The sequence below is a fragment of the Rhodococcus sp. SBT000017 genome (genome assembly GCF_003688915.1).
In the GTDB taxonomy this organism is placed as follows: domain Bacteria; phylum Actinomycetota; class Actinomycetes; order Mycobacteriales; family Mycobacteriaceae; genus Rhodococcoides.
Genome location: NZ_REFU01000001.1, coordinates 1,207,744 through 1,225,007, shown reverse-complemented (window position 1 = coordinate 1,225,007; position 17,264 = coordinate 1,207,744). Strand labels below are relative to the sequence as shown.

14 protein-coding genes are annotated in these 17,264 nt (G+C 65.2%); 12 read left to right on the top strand and 2 right to left on the bottom strand.

What is annotated here, in order from left to right; all coding sequences use genetic code 11:
• Positions 1–9: 9 nt before the first annotated feature.
• From AYK61_RS05395 to AYK61_RS05370, 6 genes are all read left to right on the top strand, one after another.
• Positions 10–1,536, top strand: coding sequence for an aldehyde dehydrogenase family protein (locus tag AYK61_RS05395; protein ID WP_121870080.1), 1,527 nt, complete (start codon positions 10–12; stop codon positions 1,534–1,536).
• 25 nt (positions 1,537–1,561) lie between these two features.
• Positions 1,562–3,073, top strand: coding sequence for an APC family permease (locus AYK61_RS05390; protein WP_121870079.1), 1,512 nt, complete (start codon positions 1,562–1,564; stop codon positions 3,071–3,073).
• 12 nt (positions 3,074–3,085) lie between these two features.
• On the top strand, positions 3,086–4,633 hold the full coding sequence (locus tag AYK61_RS05385) for a GMC family oxidoreductase (RefSeq protein WP_121870078.1): 1,548 nt from the start codon (positions 3,086–3,088) through the stop codon (positions 4,631–4,633).
• 70 nt (positions 4,634–4,703) lie between these two features.
• Positions 4,704–6,545 carry a putative nucleotidyltransferase substrate binding domain-containing protein gene (locus AYK61_RS05380; RefSeq protein ID WP_310886840.1) on the top strand — a complete coding sequence of 614 codons (1,842 nt, stop codon included), beginning with the start codon at positions 4,704–4,706 and terminating at the stop codon, positions 6,543–6,545.
• A 24-nt stretch (positions 6,546–6,569) separates the two neighbouring features.
• On the top strand, positions 6,570–9,248 hold the full coding sequence (locus AYK61_RS05375; protein WP_237669611.1) for an MGH1-like glycoside hydrolase domain-containing protein: 2,679 nt from the start codon (positions 6,570–6,572) through the stop codon (positions 9,246–9,248).
• Between the two features lie 82 nt (positions 9,249–9,330).
• Positions 9,331–10,437: an alcohol dehydrogenase catalytic domain-containing protein gene (locus AYK61_RS05370; protein ID WP_121870076.1), complete on the top strand. Its 1,107-nt coding sequence runs from the start codon at positions 9,331–9,333 to the stop codon at positions 10,435–10,437.
• 3 nt (positions 10,438–10,440) lie between these two features.
• Here AYK61_RS05370 and AYK61_RS05365 read toward each other — a convergent pair whose 3' ends face one another.
• A complete protein-coding gene (locus AYK61_RS05365) occupies positions 10,441–11,229 on the bottom strand; it encodes an ABC transporter ATP-binding protein (protein ID WP_121870075.1) in 789 nt (262 codons plus the stop codon).
• Between the two features lie 91 nt (positions 11,230–11,320).
• On the opposite strand from AYK61_RS05365, the gene dapB reads away from it, so the two are divergent.
• Genes dapB through AYK61_RS05345 form a run of 4 tightly spaced genes read left to right on the top strand, consistent with a single transcriptional unit; the run spans position 11,321 to position 13,930 of the window.
• Complete coding sequence (dapB, locus tag AYK61_RS05360) at positions 11,321–12,079, top strand: 4-hydroxy-tetrahydrodipicolinate reductase (RefSeq protein WP_121870074.1); 759 nt, start codon at positions 11,321–11,323, stop codon at positions 12,077–12,079.
• Positions 12,080–12,129: 50 nt separating this feature from the next.
• Positions 12,130–12,549 carry a hypothetical protein gene (locus tag AYK61_RS05355; RefSeq protein WP_183130407.1) on the top strand — a complete coding sequence of 140 codons (420 nt, stop codon included), beginning with the start codon at positions 12,130–12,132 and terminating at the stop codon, positions 12,547–12,549.
• A 6-nt stretch (positions 12,550–12,555) separates the two neighbouring features.
• Positions 12,556–13,008, top strand: a complete 453-nt coding sequence (locus tag AYK61_RS05350) for a flavodoxin family protein (protein WP_121870072.1) — start codon at positions 12,556–12,558, stop codon at positions 13,006–13,008.
• Between the two features lie 16 nt (positions 13,009–13,024).
• Positions 13,025–13,930: an alpha/beta hydrolase gene (locus AYK61_RS05345; RefSeq protein ID WP_121870071.1), complete on the top strand. Its 906-nt coding sequence runs from the start codon at positions 13,025–13,027 to the stop codon at positions 13,928–13,930.
• A gap of 2 nt (positions 13,931–13,932) precedes the next feature.
• Here AYK61_RS05345 and AYK61_RS05340 read toward each other — a convergent pair whose 3' ends face one another.
• Positions 13,933–14,415: a hypothetical protein gene (locus AYK61_RS05340; RefSeq protein WP_259467940.1), complete on the bottom strand. Its 483-nt coding sequence runs from the start codon at positions 14,413–14,415 to the stop codon at positions 13,933–13,935.
• Positions 14,416–14,512: 97 nt separating this feature from the next.
• Here AYK61_RS05340 and AYK61_RS05335 point away from each other — a divergent pair, with 97 nt between their 5' ends.
• Positions 14,513–15,874 (top strand): OFA family MFS transporter, encoded by a 1,362-nt coding sequence (locus AYK61_RS05335; protein WP_121870070.1) that lies wholly within the window; start codon positions 14,513–14,515, stop codon positions 15,872–15,874.
• A 148-nt stretch (positions 15,875–16,022) separates the two neighbouring features.
• The gene (locus AYK61_RS05330) at positions 16,023–17,231 is read left to right on the top strand and encodes a winged helix-turn-helix domain-containing protein (RefSeq protein WP_121870069.1); all 1,209 of its coding nucleotides are present in this window, start codon (positions 16,023–16,025) and stop codon (positions 17,229–17,231) included.
• Positions 17,232–17,264: the final 33 nt, after the last annotated feature.

The following is a 17,264-nucleotide window of genomic DNA, read 5'->3' as shown; positions in this document are numbered from 1 at the left end:
GGTGTTTCGGTGACCGACTCCGACGCAGTGTTCGACCCGACCTCGCTACGGCCGTCGTTGTTCGTCGACGGGCAGTGGCAGGGAGCCGGTGACGGCGGAACCCGAGACATCGTCAACCCAGCGGACGGCAGCACGGTTGCCGTCGTGGACGAGGCCACGCCGGACGACGCTCTGCGGGCGGTGGCCTCGGCGCGGGCGGCGTTCGACGACGGGCCGTGGCGGTCGGTGACGGTGGGCGAGCGCAGCGATCTGCTGAACCGCATCGCGGATCTGCTCCAGAGAGACAAAGCCGAGCTCGCGCGTATCGAAACTCTCGATACCGGAAAGACGTTCGGCGAGAGTGAAATCGACATCGACGACGTGACGTCGGTCTTCCGGTTCTACGCCGATCTTGCAGTGGTGCAGGCGGATCGCCTGATCGACGTCGACCGACCCGAAATCCTCAGCCGCGTCGTCCACGAGCCGATCGGCGTCTGCGTGATGATCGCACCGTGGAACTATCCGCTGCTGCAGATCTCGTGGAAGATCGCCCCCGCCTTGGCGGCCGGTTGCACGATGGTGCTCAAACCGAGCGAGGTGACTCCGCTGAGCACCATCGCGTTCACCAAGCTGGTGGAAGAAGCCGGAGTGCCGGCCGGTGTTGTCAACCTGCTGCAAGGCAGCGGTGCGGTTCTGGGGGACGCACTCACCAGGAACCGCGACGTCGACTTCATCTCGTTCACCGGTGGACTGGCGACAGGCAGGCACATCTTGGCCGCGGCGGCCGAGAACGTCACCAAGGTGGCCGTCGAACTCGGTGGCAAGAATCCACATATCGTGTTCGCCGACGCGGTGGCCGACGACCAGGCATTCGCCGACTCGGTCGACAACGTCCTGACCGGAGTCTTTCTGCATTCGGGTCAGGTGTGTTCGGCCGGCACCCGACTCATCATCGAAGAATCGGTCGCCGACCGTTTTGTTGCTGCCGTGGCCGAACGCGCCAAGACCATCGTGATCGGTCCGGGGATGGACCCGGCAAGCGAGACCGGACCACTGGTGTCGCAGGCGCAGCGAGAGAAGATCGAGGCCTTCGTCGCGGGCGGGATCGACGAGGGCGCGACGCTGGTCATCGGCGGAACGAAACCGGACGATGCTGCTCTGGACGGGGGTAGTTATTTTCTACCGACGATCTTCGACCACTGCGATCGGTCGATGAATATCGTGCAGGAGGAGACATTCGGGCCCATACTCACTGTGGAGCGCTTCGACACCGAGGCCGAAGCACTTCTGTTGGGCAACGATACGAATTACGGTCTCGCCGCGGGAGTTCGGACATCCGACGCCGCCCGAGGGGAAAGAATGGTTCGTGGGCTTCGCCATGGCACGGTGTGGCTCAACGACTTCGGCGTCTACACCGCGGCCGCAGAATGGGGCGGCTTCAAGCAGTCCGGCAACGGCCGCGAGCTCGGACCGTCCGGAATGTCCGAATACCAAGAGGCGAAGCATATTTGGCACAACACCTCACCCACAGCGGCGGGGTGGTTCGGCACCCGATAGCGAAGAGATCGGAAAGGCCAGGCGCATGGCATTACTGAACGACAGTTCGAGCGGAATGGACGACTTCGGCTACAAGGAGTCACTCGATCGAAGTCTCGGCAAATTCGCCAGCTTCGCCGCGGGCGTCAGCTACATCTCCATTCTCACCGGCACGTTTCAGCTCTTCTATTTCGGATTCGGCGCAGCCGGACCGGCGTATCTGTGGTCGTGGCCGGCGGTCTTCCTCGGTCAGCTCTGCGTGGCACTGTGCTTCATGGAACTGGCCGCGAAGTATCCGGTAGCGGGATCGGTGTACAACTGGGCCAAGCTGTTGGGCCGCAGAATCGTCGGATGGTCCGCGGGTTGGTTGATGCTGACGGCCTCGATCGTGACGCTCTCCGCCGTCGCGCTGGCATTGCAGCTGAACCTGCCCCGCATCTGGAGCGGATTCCAGATCATCGGCGACGGTTCCGGTGCCAGCGATTTCGCGGCCAATGCGGTGCTGCTCGGTGCGATCCTGATCGCCATCACCACCACGATCAATGCGCTCGGGGTCCGGCTGATGGCGATGATCAACAGCTCAGGAGTGTTCATCGAGCTCATCGCGGCCGTGTTGATAGCAATTCTGCTCGCGGCCAACATCACTCGCGGACCCGAGGTGTTCTTCTCCACCAACGGCTACGGCGCCGGTGAGAGCGGCGGCTACCTCGGAGCCTTCCTGGTGGCGTCGTTGGCGTCGGGCTACGTGATGTACGGGTTCGACACTGCGAGCTCGCTCGGCGAGGAAACCGTCGAACCCCGGCGTACCGCCCCGAAGGCCATCCTGCGCGCGATCCTCGCGTCGTTCGTCATCGGTGGAGCCATCCTGGTGTTCGCCGTCATGGCCGCGCCCGATCTGGACGATCCGTCGCTCGGCAGCCCGGACGGCAGCTTGCAGTCCATCGTCGAAGCGGTGATGTGGGGCCCACTGGGCACCGTCTTCCTCATCTGCATCGTCATCGCGGTCTTCGTCTGCTCGCTGGCAGTGCACACCGCAGCGATCCGGTTGACGTTCGCCATGGCGCGCGACAACGCTCTGCCGTTCGGCGAGAGCTTGGCCAAGGTGCATCCCAAGACCCAGACTCCGGTCGTTCCCGCGGTGACGATCGGCGTACTGGCCATCGTGATCCTCGTCGTCAACGTCGGTCAGCCGCAGATCTTCACGGTGCTGACCTCCATCGCGATCATCATGATCTACCTCGCCTACCTCATGGTCACCGGACCGCTGTTGGTCAAACGAATCAAGGGGCAATGGCCACCGGAGGACCTGAAGCCCGGCGGCTACTTCACGATGGGCAAGTGGGGCCTGCCGATCAACATTCTCGCGGTGGTGTGGGGAGCGGGCATGGCGATCAACCTCGCCTGGCCGCGCGAGGCCGTGTACGGCACCCCCTGGTACAACACGTTCGGGGCGTTCGTCTACATCGGCGGCATCCTGGCCGTCGGCTTGTTGTGGTACGCAGTCAAGGGACGCAAGCACATCGGCACTCTGCAATCACATGCCTCCACGGGCGACTAGAAGGAGCGTGCAGTGACAGACACCCAGTTCGATTACGTCGTCGCAGGTGGCGGGACGGCGGGGTGCGTCCTCGCTGCACGGCTGAGCGAGGACCCCTCCGTCAGTGTCTGCCTCGTGGAAGCAGGGCCGACCGACGTCGGCGACAAGGCAATTCTCGAACTGGTGGAGTGGATGCATCTGCTCGACTCCGGCTACGACTGGGACTATCCCGTCGAACCGCAGGAGCGCGGCAACAGCTTCATGCGGCACGCGCGAGCGAAAGTGCTCGGTGGCTGCTCCTCGCACAACTCCTGCATCGCCTTTCACCCGCCCGCGGAAACCCTCGACGACTGGGCGGCTGCAGGCGCGACGGGGTGGAAAGCGTCGGACATCCTGCCGCTCGTCGCGCGAGTGGAGAACAACGACACAGGTCGTGGACACGACGGCCCGGTGCGGATTCGCGACGTGCCGCCGAACGATCCGTGCGGTGCCGCGGTACTCGAGTCGGCCGCGGCCGTAGGCCTTCCCACCGTCGCATTCAACCGCGGAACGACGGTACTCAACGGTGCCGGCTGGTTCCAGATCAATGCGGGTGAGGACGGCTCGCGGATGTCGACCTCACACGCCTACCTGCACCCGATCATCGGTACGCGCCCGAACCTGGAGGTGCGCACGGACTGCTGGATCAGCGAGATTCTGATCGACGAATCGCTGACCGCGACCGGAGTGCGGTACCAACGCCCCGATCTCACCGGCTACGACACGGTGTCCGCGCGGCGCGAGGTCATCGTGACCGCCGGGGCCATCGACACGCCGAAGTTGTTGATGCTCTCCGGAATCGGACCGGCAGCCCAGCTACGCGAGATGGGAATCACGGTGCGAGTCGACTCGCCCGGTGTGGGCGAGAACCTCGACGACCACGTCGAAGGGCTGGTGTTCTGGGAGGCGAGCAAGCCGATGGTCACCACCTCCTCGCAGTGGTGGGAGATCGGAGTGTTCGCGCAGACCGACGACTCGCTGAACTACCCGGACATCATGATGCATTACGGCAGCGTCCCGTTCGACATGAACACCCTCCGATGGGGCTACCCGACCACCGACAACGGATTCTGCTTGACTCCGAACGTGACGCAGGGGCGCTCGCGTGGCACTGTTCGTCTGCGCAGCAGAGACTTTCGCGACCGTGCCAAAGTGGACCCGCGCTATTTCACCGACGCCGACGGCCACGACGACGCGGTGATGCTCGCCGGCCTGAAGCTGGCTCGTCGTATCGCGGCCGACGGCCCGATGGCCGGCTGGATCGAACGTGAACTCGCCCCAGGGCCCGACGCCGTCACCGACGACGACCTGCTCGACTATGTGCACAAGACCCACAACACCGTCTATCACCCGGCGGGCACGGCGCGGATAGGATCGGTGGACGACACCATGGCCGTGCTGGATCCCGAGTTGCGGGTCAAGGGCATCGCGCACCTGCGCGTGGTCGACGCGTCGGCGATGCCGAAGCTGCCGTACGTCAATCCCAACATCACGGTGATGACCATGGCGGAGAAATGCGCCGACCTGATCCGTGGCGGATAGACCGGAGCTGGCCGATTTTCTCGGCGTGCATCCGCCGTTTCAGGGCGCGCCACCGGCAGTCCTGGCAGAGATGGCCGCAGCAGCCGTCGAACGCGAGTACGGCAGTGGGGCATGGGTTGTGGACCCTGCGCGGACGGACGTCTCGACAGATGCCGACACCGTGTGGGTGGTGCGCACCGGGCGCGTGGTGATCACGCACCCGGACGACACCTCGCGCACCGAGGCACCGATCGACACCATCGGTCCCGGTGGTGTCTTCGGGTTCTCGGCGCTGCTGTCCGGCGCGACCGTCGAATTCCGAGCGCGGGCAACGGAACCGAGCATCGTGATTCGATTGCCCGGCGAGCTGATTCGACCGTTGTTCGCAACGCCGACCGGGCTGGCGTTCCTGGCCGACGCCGTCACCTCGGCCACCGCGCACCGCGGCGGGCCGGTCGAGGGCAGCGCCGGCCGCACCGTCGGTGAATTGCTCTCGGCACCAGCGGTGTTCACGCCCGTCGGCACCACGGTTCGAGATGCCGTCCGGCACATGACCGAGCAGGGCAGCTCCTACGTTCTGATTCCGCTGCGTGGTTCGCGCCATGGCATCTTCACCGACCGAGACCTCCGAATTCGGGTGGTGGCCGCCGGGATCGGCGTCGATACTCCGATCGAGCAGGTCATGACCTCGCCGGCCGAGACCGTCACGGCGGACCGGTTGGCGGGCACCGTGCTGATGGACATGCTCGAGCGAGGCTTGCGTCACATGCCGGTGGTGTCGAACCGTGGTGAGGTACTCGGCGTCGTCGAGGATTCGGATCTGCATGCCGCGTCGACTCGACGCAGTTTCGTGGTCCGCCGGGCTGTGGCATCGGCATCGACTTCCGCCGAACTCGCCGACGCGGGCAGGCTCGTGCCCCGCCTGGTGGTGGATCTGTTCCAGGGCGGAACCGATGCGATGGCGGTCAGCGCGATCCTCTCCGTCGTGGTCGACAGCCTCGTCCGACGGGCCGTCGAGATCGAGTGGACCGCACGTCCGGATGTGCCGCGTGACCACTTCGCCTGGATCACTCTCGGCAGCGTGGCGCGTCGAGAAGCCATGCCCTCCTCCGACGTCGACAGCGCATTGACCTGGGCGGACGCGACGGCGGACCCCTATGTGCGTGGGAAATCGAACGCGGTGCCGAGAACCCGCGACGAGGCGCTGATGGACTTGGCCGCTCGCGTGCACGTGAGCCTCGACGGGGCCGGGCTACCGTCGGACACCAACGGCGCGGTCGCGAGCTCGCCCCGATTCGCCCGCTCGGCCGGTCAGTGGGAACGCGCCGCGGCGCACTGGCTCAGCAACCCCTTCGGTGAACGCGGCAACCCGGCAGAGGACTCGGGCCTGATCATGTCCTCGCTGATGATCGACGGAAGAGTGGTGTGGGGCCCGAGGGAACTACACACCGTGCCCGAGGCCTACCGTCGACTCCTGGTCGATCACCCCGATGCGTTGCGGTTGCAACTGCGTGATGCGCTCGCCGGCCGCGCCCGGCTGCGATCGCTGCGCGATGTGCTGGCTCGGCGCGGTGGCACGTTCGACCTCAAAGCCCACGCACTGACGCCCATCGTCAACCTCGCTCGTTGGGGAGGGTTGTCGGTCGGCATCGCCTCGTCCTCCACCCCCGCGCGTCTCGCGGCGGCGTCGGGCAACGGCATGCTCTCCGAACGCGATGTCGCCGTACTGACCGAGGTGTTCGTGCTGCTGCAGCGCCTGCGACTGTCGCATCAGATCGACCAGATCACAGCGGGCCACCGCCCCGGCGACGTGCTGATCATGGCCGATCTGTCGCCGCTCGAACGAAGCCTGCTGACCGACGGCATCCGCGAGATCGCCGCGGTGCAGCGTCGCGTCGGCTATCTGGCGGCCAACGTCGGCGTGCATCGTTGAGTGCGAACGACCAGACTGTGTGCCGTGACCACCAATCCCGTGACCGTTCCCACCCCCTCCACCGTCGAACACCATCGGTTGGCAGAATCGCCGGGGGTCAGCGGCCCGTGGCGTCAGTGGGGTCCGTACCTGGCGGGTCGTCAGTGGGGCACAGTGCGCGAGGACTACTCGGAGGACGGCAATGCCTGGGCGTCGTTCCCGTTCGATCAGGCGCACAAGCGGGCGTACCGCTGGGGCGAGGACGGTATCGGCGGAATCTGCGACCGCTTCGGGTTCCTGAACTTCTCGTTCGCACTGTGGAATCGAAAGGATCCGATCCTCAAGGAACGGCTGTTCGGTCTCGCCAACGAAGAGGGCAATCACGGCGAGGACGTCAAGGAGTACTTCTGGGCCGTCGACGGAACACCGACGCACAGTTGGATGCAATGGCTCTACCGCTATCCGCACGCTGAGTATCCGTACGCCCACCTGCGAGAAGAGAATGCCCGACGCGGGCGTGACGACCGCGAGTACGAGCTGGCCGACACCGGGATCCTCGACGAGAACAGATTCTTCGACGTCCAGGTCACGTACGCCAAGGCCTCGCCCGACGACATCTGCATCACCATCTCCATCACCAACCACGGCCCCGAGGCGGCGTCGGTAGACCTACTGCCGCACCTGTGGTTGCGCAACACCTGGTCCTGGGGACGCGACGACCGGGGCGGAACACTGGCGCAGCTGAGCCCGCCGGACCTCATGGCTGGTGGACTCGAAGCCATCGCCGTCGACCACGGATTTCTCGGTCGCTACTACCTCAGTGCCGAAGGAACCCCGGCAGTTCTTTTCTGCGACAACGAAACCAATGCCGAGGCTCTTTGGGGGCAGGAGAACATCTCGGCCTACCCCAAGGACGGCATCGGCCGCCGCGTCGTCGACGGGGAGCTCGACGCGGTCAACCCGGAGCAGACCGGAACGAAGGCTGCGTTCTGGTATCGCTTCGACGACATCGCGCCCGGCGCAACGGAATCGGTCCGACTGCGGCTCTCGCCCAACCGCCCGGACGAGCAGACGTTCGGGACCGGATTCGATGCCGTCAACGTCGATCGCCAGGCCGAGGCCGACGAGTTCTACGGGGCCGTGATCGGTGCCGATCTCACCGACGTCGACCGGCACGTGGCGAGACGCGCGTACGCCGGTTTGCTGTGGACCAAGCAGCTCTATCGATACGACGTCGAGGAATGGATCGAGGGCGACAAGGTCGGAGCTCCGGCACCGGACTCGAGGCAGGACCCGGGCGGTCGCAACGCACACTGGCGTCACCTGGCGTTGGCCGATGTGATCTCGATGCCCGACGAGTGGGAGTATCCGTGGTTCGCGGCCTGGGACCTGGCTTTCCACGCGATTCCGTTGGCGCACGTCGACGCCGATTTCGCCAAGGAACAGTTGGTGCTCATGTGCCGGGAATGGGCCATGCACCCCAACGGCCAACTGCCCGCGTACGAGTGGGAGTTCGGTGACGTCAACCCACCCGTGCACGCGTGGGCGGCATGGCACGTCTATCGCATCGACGGCTACCGCGATCGCGAATTCCTGGTGCGGGTGTTCACCAAGCTGCTGCTCAACTTCGCCTGGTGGGTCAACCGCAAGGACTCCGAGGGCTCGAACATCTTCGAGGGTGGATTCCTCGGCATGGACAACATCGGTCTGTTCAACAGGTCTGCACCGCTGCCTCCCGGCTTCCGACTCGAGCAGTCCGACGCGACGAGCTGGATGGCGTTCTACTGCCAGCAGATGTTCAAGATCGCACTCGAACTCGCGCGGCACGACAGCGCCTGGGACGACGTCGCGACCAAGTTCTTCTCGCACTTCCTCTCGATCGCGAAGGCGGTCAATTCGTTCGGTTCGCAGCATATTTCGCTGTGGCACGAGGAGGACGGGTTCTTCTACGACGTCCTGGTTCAGCCCGAGGGCGATGCGGTTCCGATGCGGGTGCGGTCGATGGTGGGACTGCTGCCCATCCTCGGTGCCACCGAAATTCCGCCGTGGGTCGAGGACGAATGTCCGGACCTCACCGCCCGCCTGCGCTGGATTCAACGTAGGCGACCGGAGATGGTGAGCCCGCTGCTGGCTCGGCGTGAGGGCGGCGAGGTGCGCATGCTGCTCACGCTCGTCCAACCCGAGCGGCTCAAGCGCATCCTGGCCCGCATGTTCGACTCCGAGGAGTTCCTGTCGCACTTCGGGATTCGATCGCTCTCGGCGTCGTACCGCGAACCGGTCACGTTCGACGTGGACGGCCGTAGCCTGTCCATCGAATACGAGCCGGGGGAGTCGCGTACCGGAATGTTCGGTGGCAACTCCAACTGGCGTGGACCGGTGTGGTTCCCGGTGAACGTATTGCTGGCCGACAAGCTGCGCGCGTACGGCCGGTACTACGGCGACTCGTTCACCATCGAAATTCCCACTGGCTCGGGCAACCATCGCACCCTCACCGACGCCGCCGATCTGATCGACAACGGTCTCGCCGGACTGTTCCGGCCGGTGGACGGCAAGAGGCCTGCGGACGGTAATCGCATCGAGTCCAGTGCCGACCCATTGTGGTCCGAGCACCCGAGCTTCAACGAGTACTTCGACGGAGACACCGGCGAGGGACTCGGGGCAACGCACCAAACAGGCTGGACCGCATTGGTTGCGCACCTGCTCAGGCCGCGTCTGCCGCTGTAGTGCGCTACGCGCAGTGGTGTGCTTATGTGCCCTCAGTGGCACTTTTCCACACCACTGCGGCGGAGCCGCATAGTCTGGCGGGATGAAGATTCGCGGCGCAGTACTCGAAGAAATCGGCCGGTCCCGTCCCTTCGCGGACTCGCATCCCATCACCGTCTCCGACCTCGAACTCGGTTCGCCGGGCGACGGCGAACTGCTGATCAGAATCGAAGCCGCGGGGCTGTGCCACTCGGACCTGTCGGTGGTCGACGGCAATCGAGTTCGTCCGGTCCCGATGCTGCTCGGCCACGAGGCCGCAGGTCGAGTCGAAGAAGTCGGACCGGGCGTCGACGACGTGGAGGTGGGCACCCGCGTCGTCATGACGTTCCTGCCGCGCTGCGGCGAGTGTGCCGGGTGCGCCACCGACGGCCAGATGCCCTGCGTCACGGGCAGTGCGTCGAACAATGCGGGGACACTGCTCGGCGGCGGCATCAAGTTGCACCGTGACGGGGCAGAGGTCAAGCACCACCTCGGGGTCTCCGGATTTGCCACCCACGCTGTGGTGAGCCGAAAGTCCGTGGTTCCGGTCGAGGACGACATCCCGGCCGACATCGCTGCAGTCCTCGGCTGTGCGGTACTGACCGGCGGCGGCGCGGTGCTCAACGCCGGAACTCCGAAACCCGGTCAATCGGTGATGGTGGTGGGCCTCGGCGGAGTCGGCATGGCAGCCGTCCTGACGGCCGTATCGGTGGGTGCCGGTGAGGTGATCGGAGTCGACGGGGTCGCGGACAAACTCTCCACCGCAACCGATCTGGGCGCAACGCAGGTCTATTCACCGGCCGAGCTCGCCGAGAAGGGAATCAAAGCAGATATCGTGATCGAGGCGGCAGGCAACGCCCGAGCCTTCGAAACCGCCGTCGCTGCAACGGCTCCCGGCGGCAAGACCATCACCGTCGGTCTTCCTTCACCCGACGCCCGCTCGTCCATCTCGCCGCTGGGCCTGGTGGCGGAGGCGCGCACGATCATCGGCAGCTACCTGGGCTCCGCCGTGCCGGCACGCGACATCCCGACCTACGCCCAGATGTGGCGTGAGGGAAGGCTGCCCGTCGAAAAGCTGATCTCGTCGAGAATCACGTTGGACGAGATCAACCGCGGCATGGACGAATTGGCCGACGGCAACGCGATCCGTCAGGTCATCGTCTTCGATTGAGCATCAGCGATGGGACGCCGTGGCGACCCACCGGCCGCGTTGCGTAGTGATCTCGATGGGATGGTCGAAACACTCACTGATGTTGTCGGTGGTCAGCACCGCGTCGACGGCTCCCTGCGTCTGCACTCTTCCGTCACGGATGAGCAGGGCGTGGGTGGTCGAGGTAGGGATTTCCTCGAGGTGATGAGTCACCAGAATGCTGGCCAGGCTCGGATGCTCGACCCGCAGCGAGTCGAGAGCACTCAGAAGTTGTTCGCGGGCAGCGAGATCGAGGCCGGTGGCAGGCTCGTCGAGCAGTAGCACTGCAGGGTCGGGAAGTAGAGCGCGGGCGATGAGCGCTCGGCCTCGCTCGCCCTGGGAGAGTGTGTGCCACGATGCCTCGGTGCGATGGGCGACGCCGAGGGAATCGATCAGCCGGTGCGCACGTGCAATCTGGTCCTCGGTGGCCGACCATCTCGGAATCAGATCGGGAGTGTTGGTGAGCCCGGTCAACACCACCTGGAACAGCGTCAGCGGAGCCTCGATCTTCAACCGCGGATCGACGTGGCCGATGTGCGTCCGCAATTCGCGCATGTCCACCCGGCCGAGGCGATGACCGAGAACGTGCACGGAACCGTGCGTGGGATGAACGAGCGCGCCGAGCAGGCTGAGCAGGGTCGATTTGCCCGCGCCGTTGGCACCGAGCAACACCCAGTGTTCACCCTCCTCGACCCGCATCGTGGCGTCGCTGAGCAGGTATCGGCCGCCGCGGACGAGGTCGACTCGGTCGGCGAACAGGACGTTGGATGGCACCGAACGACCGTAGCTGCCGGGGCGGATCGTGGAGAAGTAGGCTCTGAGGTCGGTAGAACCGACAAGACGACGAAACGAGTGTGGGTACGACGTGAGTGCAACGGCACCTGATCGAGTAGGGGTACTGGGGTCACGCGGCAAGGTCGGTCAGGCCATCTGTGCCGCCGTCGAGGCAGCAGACGATCTCGAGCTCGTGGCGACCGTCGACCAGGGCGATCCGCTGGCGAACTTCGTCGACGCGAACGCCCAGGTAGTAGTGGATTTCACCCATCCCGACGTGGTGATGGACAACCTGCAGTTCCTGATCGAGCAGGGCATCCATGCAGTGGTCGGCACCACCGGATTCGACGACCGGCGCCTCGAGCAGGTTCGCGAGTGGTTGGCAGGTTCGCCGCAGACGGGTGTGCTGATCGCGCCCAACTTCGCCATCGGCGCGGTGCTGTCCATGCGATTCGCACAGCAGGCAGCGCGGTTCTTCGACTCCGTCGAGGTGATCGAACTGCACCACCCCAACAAGGCCGATGCGCCGTCGGGCACGGCGTACCGCACTGCCGCGTTGATCGCCGAGGCACGCGCCGCCGCAGGCACTCCGCCGAGCCCCGACGCGACGACGACCGAACTCGACGGCGCACGTGGTGCCGACGTGGACGGAGTGCGTGTGCACTCGATCCGGCTCGCGGGACTCGTTGCGCATCAAGAAGTTCTGCTCGGCACGCAGGGGGAGACGCTGAGCATTCGGCACGATTCGCTCGATCGAACGTCCTTCGCGCCCGGAGTCCTTCTCGGAGTCCGCGAGATCGCCGGACGACCGGGGTTGACCGTCGGCCTCGACCCGCTGCTGGACCTGTGAGCTGATCGACGGTGAACAAAACGACAAAGGTCGTCGCCATCATCACGGTGATGGTGCTGATCCTCGGCTTCTACTTCTTCCTGCTCGGCCAGCGCGGCGTGACGCTGATCCAGAACGGTGGCGTTGCGAGCATCGCGCTGGGGATCGGGGTCCTGCTGCTGCCGATACTCGGGTTGTGGATCGTGTGGGCCACCCTCAAAGCCGGTTTCGACCACCAGAGGCTGGCGTCGCGCATCCATGAGGAAGGCCTCGAACTCGACGTCGCCGATCTTCCGCGCAGGCCGTCGGGGCGGATCGAACGTGATGCGGCAGACGAGTTATTCCAACAGATCAAGACCGAGTGGGAGAAGGATCCGGACAACTGGCGCAACTCGTACCGTCTGGCTCGTGCCTACGATTACGCCGGTGACCGCGGGCGGGCCCGCGAGACGATGAAGCGCGCCGTGGCACTCGAACGGAACGAGAACTGACCTTCTATGCCGCGCACCCTGTTGGTCGTTCATCACACCCCGAGCCCGCTCACTCGGGAGCTGCTCGAGGCAGTGCTCGACGGCGCACACGACCCCGAGATCACCGGCGTGGACGTGCGCAGTGTGCCTGCACTCGGCGCGACCGTTCCGGATGTCCTCGGTGCCGACGGATTTCTCTTCGGAACACCGGCGAATTTCGGCTACATGAGCGGGGCTCTGAAGCACTTCTTCGACACCGTGTACTATCCGTGCCTCGGTGCCGTTGCCGGAAAGCCCTACGCCGCTTGGGTTCACGGCAACGACGACACCGTGGGTGCCGGACGGGCCATCGAGAAGATCGCGTCGGGGTGGGGCCTCGAGAAGGTCTTCGGGACCGTGCACATCGCCGAGAGCGGCAAGCCTGCACGCGAACGCTGCTACGAGCTCGGCGGAACCGTCGCGGCGGGGCTGTCGATCTGACGGCTACGATCCCATCATGGATTTCGACCGGTATGTCCGATTTGTGCCGGAGCAGTATCAGCCGGTAGCAGGGGAGAAGCCCGAGTCGACGTACTGGATGTGGGGCGAGCAGCGCGTTCACATCGCCCGTGCTGCGCGGCCCGAGTCCAGGGTCCGCGTCATGGCCTTGCACGGTGCCGGGGGCCACTCCGGTCTGTTGTGGCCGTACGCCGCCATCGCCGCCCGAGAGGGCTTCGAGGTGATGTGCCCCGACCTGCCTCTCTACGGAGACACCGTCGTCTCGGACCCCGCGTCCGTTCGCTACCGCGACTGGATCGACCTGCTGTGCGAGCTCGTGGCCGCCGAGAAGTCTCGCGACGGCCGTCCTCTCGTACTGCTGGGCGCAAGCATGGGAGGCATGCTCGCGTACGAGGTGGCGCACCGAACGGGGCTGGTGGACAGAGTGATCGCGACCTGCCTGCTCGATCCGGCCGATTCGAGCGCTCGCCGTGCGGCGGCGCGATTCGACCTGCTCGGTGGGCCGGCTCCACAGCTTCTTCGGATGCTCGCCGCTGGCGCAGGCGGAGTACGTATTCCGGTCCGGTGGATGGCGGACATGGCGAACATGAGCCTGAACGCGGAGCTGTCCGGCGTGTGCGCACGTGACCCCAGAGGCGGCGGGGTGCGTGTTCCGATCGGCTTCCTCGCGAGCTTCTTCGGCTACTCGCACACCCGACCCGAGAACTACGACGGTCCGCCGGTACTCCTGACCCACCCCGGCGACGACCGGTGGACACCACCGAGCGTCAGTATCCGCTTCCTGGAACGCATTCGGGCCGACACCGAGATCGTGATGCTCGACGGGTGCGGGCATCTCCCCGTCGAGGAACCCGGGCTGACCCAGCTGGCCGACGCCATGAGGTCCGTCCTGGGACGCTACTGACCTCAGTCGGAGTTCTCGGGGGAGTCCGGACGAAGGATGTCGTCGGCCGGGATCGGTAGCGGAAGCTCGAGCAGGCGCTCCGGCCAACTCGGGTACGCGGGCCGAATCCACACTCGGTTGTCGTCGAGTTGCGTCATCAGCACCCGCCGCCACGGCCAGTCTTCCTGCGGTGCACTCAGATCGGTCTCGGACTCCAGCGGCAGGGGTGCCTTTGTCCAATGTGGAGCCGACAGCGATGCCAGACCGCGATCCTCGAGGTGGGCGATCGCAGTCTCGATCGGAACGCACTGCGCGACGGCGATTCCGGCGGGATTGACGGCATCGACCAGATAGCCGTCGTCGTATTCGTCCTGCGCACTCGTGTCGTGCGCAACGGTCCACCCGATCACCTCGCCGTCGGAGGCTCGTCTCACCGGCAATCTGCTGCGCCACCGCTCGATATCCACTTCCTCGAAGATACCCGGCCCGAATAGTGAGTTCGGCACAGAAACTATTCTTGATTGTGAGCAGCCGAGGTGGTGCCCGTGTTTGACTGCTAGGGCTCGTGCAAGTTTGTACTACTTTCTATTCCAAGGGATTTCGATGACCCTCCGCATTCTCGATCGCTCCGCCATCGTCGCGACCCCCGAGTGGAGCCGCTGGCTGATACCCCCGGCCGCGCTGTCGATTCACCTCGCGATCGGATCCGCCTACGCCTGGAGCGTGTTCAAGAACGCCATCTCGCAGCCCGACGCACTCGGGCTCAGCGGCACCGTCACCGCCATTCCGTTCCAGCTCGCCATCGTGATGCTCGGCCTGTCCGCGGCGATCTTCGGGACCCACGTCGAGAAGAACGGTCCACGGTGGGCCATGGCAGTCTCCTTGGGCTTCTTCGTCTCGGGCCTGCTGCTGTCCGCGCTCGGCATGGCCCTCGGACAGTTCTGGCTGGTGATCTTCGGCTACGGATTCGTCGGCGGTATCGGCCTCGGAATCGGCTACATCTCACCCGTCTCGACCTTGATGAAGTGGTTCCCCGACCGGCCGGGCATGGCCACCGGTATCGCCATCATGGGATTCGGCGGTGGCGCACTCATCGCGTCTCCGCTCACCAGCCAGCTGATGGTGAACTTCGGCGGCTTCACCGAAGGTTCCATCGCCAAGACGTTCCTCACCCTGGGCGTCGGATACGCGGTGTTCATGGCCCTCGGTGTCGTGCTGATCAGAGTGCCCGCCGAGGGATGGACGCCGGCCGGGTGGACCCCGCCCGCGTCGTCGTCGATGATCTCGACGCACAACGTCTCGGCGGCGAACGCAGTGAAGACTCCTCAGTTCTGGCTGCTGTGGGTCGTGTTGTGCTTCAACGTCACTGCCGGAATCGGCATTCTCGAACGTGGATCGGGCATCTATCAGGACTTCTTTCCCGACGCGACCTCGCCCGAATCTCTCGCCGCCGCGGCCGCCGGCTTCGTCGCGTTTCTCTCGCTGACCAATATGATCGGACGGTTCGTCTGGTCTTCGGTATCCGATGTGGTGGGCCGCAAGAACATCTACCGGATGTACCTCGGCGTCGGCGCACTGCTGTACCTCTACATCGCGTTGTTCACCAACACCAACAAGATCTTGTTCATGGTCTCGGCCCTGCTGATTCTCTCGTTCTACGGTGCGGGTTTCGCAACGGTTCCGGCCTATCTCAAGGACCTCTTCGGTACTTATCAGGTGGGCGCGATCCACGGACGACTGCTCACCGCCTGGTCGGTGGCCGGTGTACTGGGGCCACTGATCGTCAACGCCATCGCCGACGCCGGAGAGCCCGGCACCACCGGCCGATACTTGCCGGCGTTCTACGTGATGATCGCCCTGCTGGTGGTCGGCTTCCTGGCCAACGAAGCGATCAAGCCGGTCGCCTCGAAGTACCACGAATCCGATCATGCGGGTTCTGCAGCAACCACGGGAGCAAAGGCATGAGCGGCGGACAGAAGCAGGTCACGATGGTGGTCGCATGGGCGTGGGTTGCCGTGCCGTTCGCCTACGGACTGTACGAATTGATCCTCAAGGCGGCGAATCTGTTCAGCACCTGAGTCGATGTGTCGGTGGGCCGTGACAGGCTGGCCCGATGCAGGAGATGAGTGCCGCCGCCGCCCGTCGCACCGCCCTGGCCGCCCAGGGGCTGGCGTCGAGGCGTTCGCGTACTCGGCCGGCGAGCAAGGCCTCCGTTCACGCAGCCATCGACGCCACCGGGTTGCTGCAGATCGACTCGGTGTCGGTGGTGGTGCGCGCGCACTACGCACCGGTGTTCAGCCGCGTCGGTGCCTACGACCGCACGATCGTCGACGACGCCGCATGGACCGATACTGCGCGTCGGCCTCGTCGATTGGTGGAGTACTGGGCCCACGAGGCCGCACTACTGCCCGTGGAGGACTGGGCGCTGATGCGGTGGCGAATGGAGCTGTATCGACACGGGCGGTGGGGCGGAGCCGCCCACGTTCTCGATCGTGAACCGACGCTCGTCGACGACGTCCTCTCGGTGATCGGCGACAACGGCGCGGCCAGCGCGGGTGAGATCGAGAAGCACCTCGAGGTGGACACTCCCGGTCGCAAGGGTCCGTGGTGGGACCGTAGCGATGTCAAGGTCGTCTGCGAACAGCTGTTCGCGGCCGGCGTGGTGACCGTGCCGGCACGCACGGGATTCGTGCGCCGGTACGAGCTCAGCGAACGGGTGATCCCGTATGACGTTCTCGACAGGCGTGTCGACGAACCGGACGCGGTACGCGCACTGATCGAAAAGTCCTCTCGGGCAATGGGAGTCGGAACCGAGCCAGACCTGAGGGACTACTACCGGCTCTCGCAGAAGCAGGCCAAGGCGGCGATCGCCGAACTCGTCGAGGACGGTGTACTCGAACAGGTGACCGTTCGAGGCTGGAACGCACCGGCATACCTGCACCGCGAGGCCAGAACGCCCCGAACGGCCACCGCGGCCGCACTGCTGTGCCCGTTCGATCCGATGATCTTCTATCGGCCGCGGGTGCAGCGAATCTTCGACTTCCACTACCGAATCGAGATATACACCCCACAGCACAAGCGAGTTCACGGCTACTACGTGTTTCCCTTCCTGCTCGACGGTCACCTGGTGGCTCGACTCGATCTCAAGGCAGTGCGAGCTCAGTCCGAACTGCACGTGATCGCGGCCTACATCGAAGGCGACCGCGACGCGCGCGACATCGCGCCTCGACTACGAGAGGTACTGCGGGAGATGGCGGATTGGCTCGAACTCGAACGCGTGGTGGTGGGGGACCGGGGAGACCTCGTCGCCGCATTGCGGTGAGTCCGTCAGTGAGTCGACTCCTGCCGAAGTGCA

Coding starts and splice junctions, on each gene's coding strand:
- AYK61_RS05390 (WP_121870079.1), top strand. CDS start 1,562: ATGGCATTACTGAACGACAGTTCGAGCGGAATGGACGACTTCGGCTAC.
- AYK61_RS05380 (WP_310886840.1), top strand. CDS start 4,704: ATGGCCGCAGCAGCCGTCGAACGCGAGTACGGCAGTGGGGCATGGGTT.
- AYK61_RS05370 (WP_121870076.1), top strand. CDS start 9,331: ATGAAGATTCGCGGCGCAGTACTCGAAGAAATCGGCCGGTCCCGTCCC.
- AYK61_RS05355 (WP_183130407.1), top strand. CDS start 12,130: ATGGTGCTGATCCTCGGCTTCTACTTCTTCCTGCTCGGCCAGCGCGGC.
- AYK61_RS05350 (WP_121870072.1), top strand. CDS start 12,556: ATGCCGCGCACCCTGTTGGTCGTTCATCACACCCCGAGCCCGCTCACT.
- AYK61_RS05345 (WP_121870071.1), top strand. CDS start 13,025: ATGGATTTCGACCGGTATGTCCGATTTGTGCCGGAGCAGTATCAGCCG.
- AYK61_RS05335 (WP_121870070.1), top strand. CDS start 14,513: ATGACCCTCCGCATTCTCGATCGCTCCGCCATCGTCGCGACCCCCGAG.
- AYK61_RS05330 (WP_121870069.1), top strand. CDS start 16,023: ATGCAGGAGATGAGTGCCGCCGCCGCCCGTCGCACCGCCCTGGCCGCC.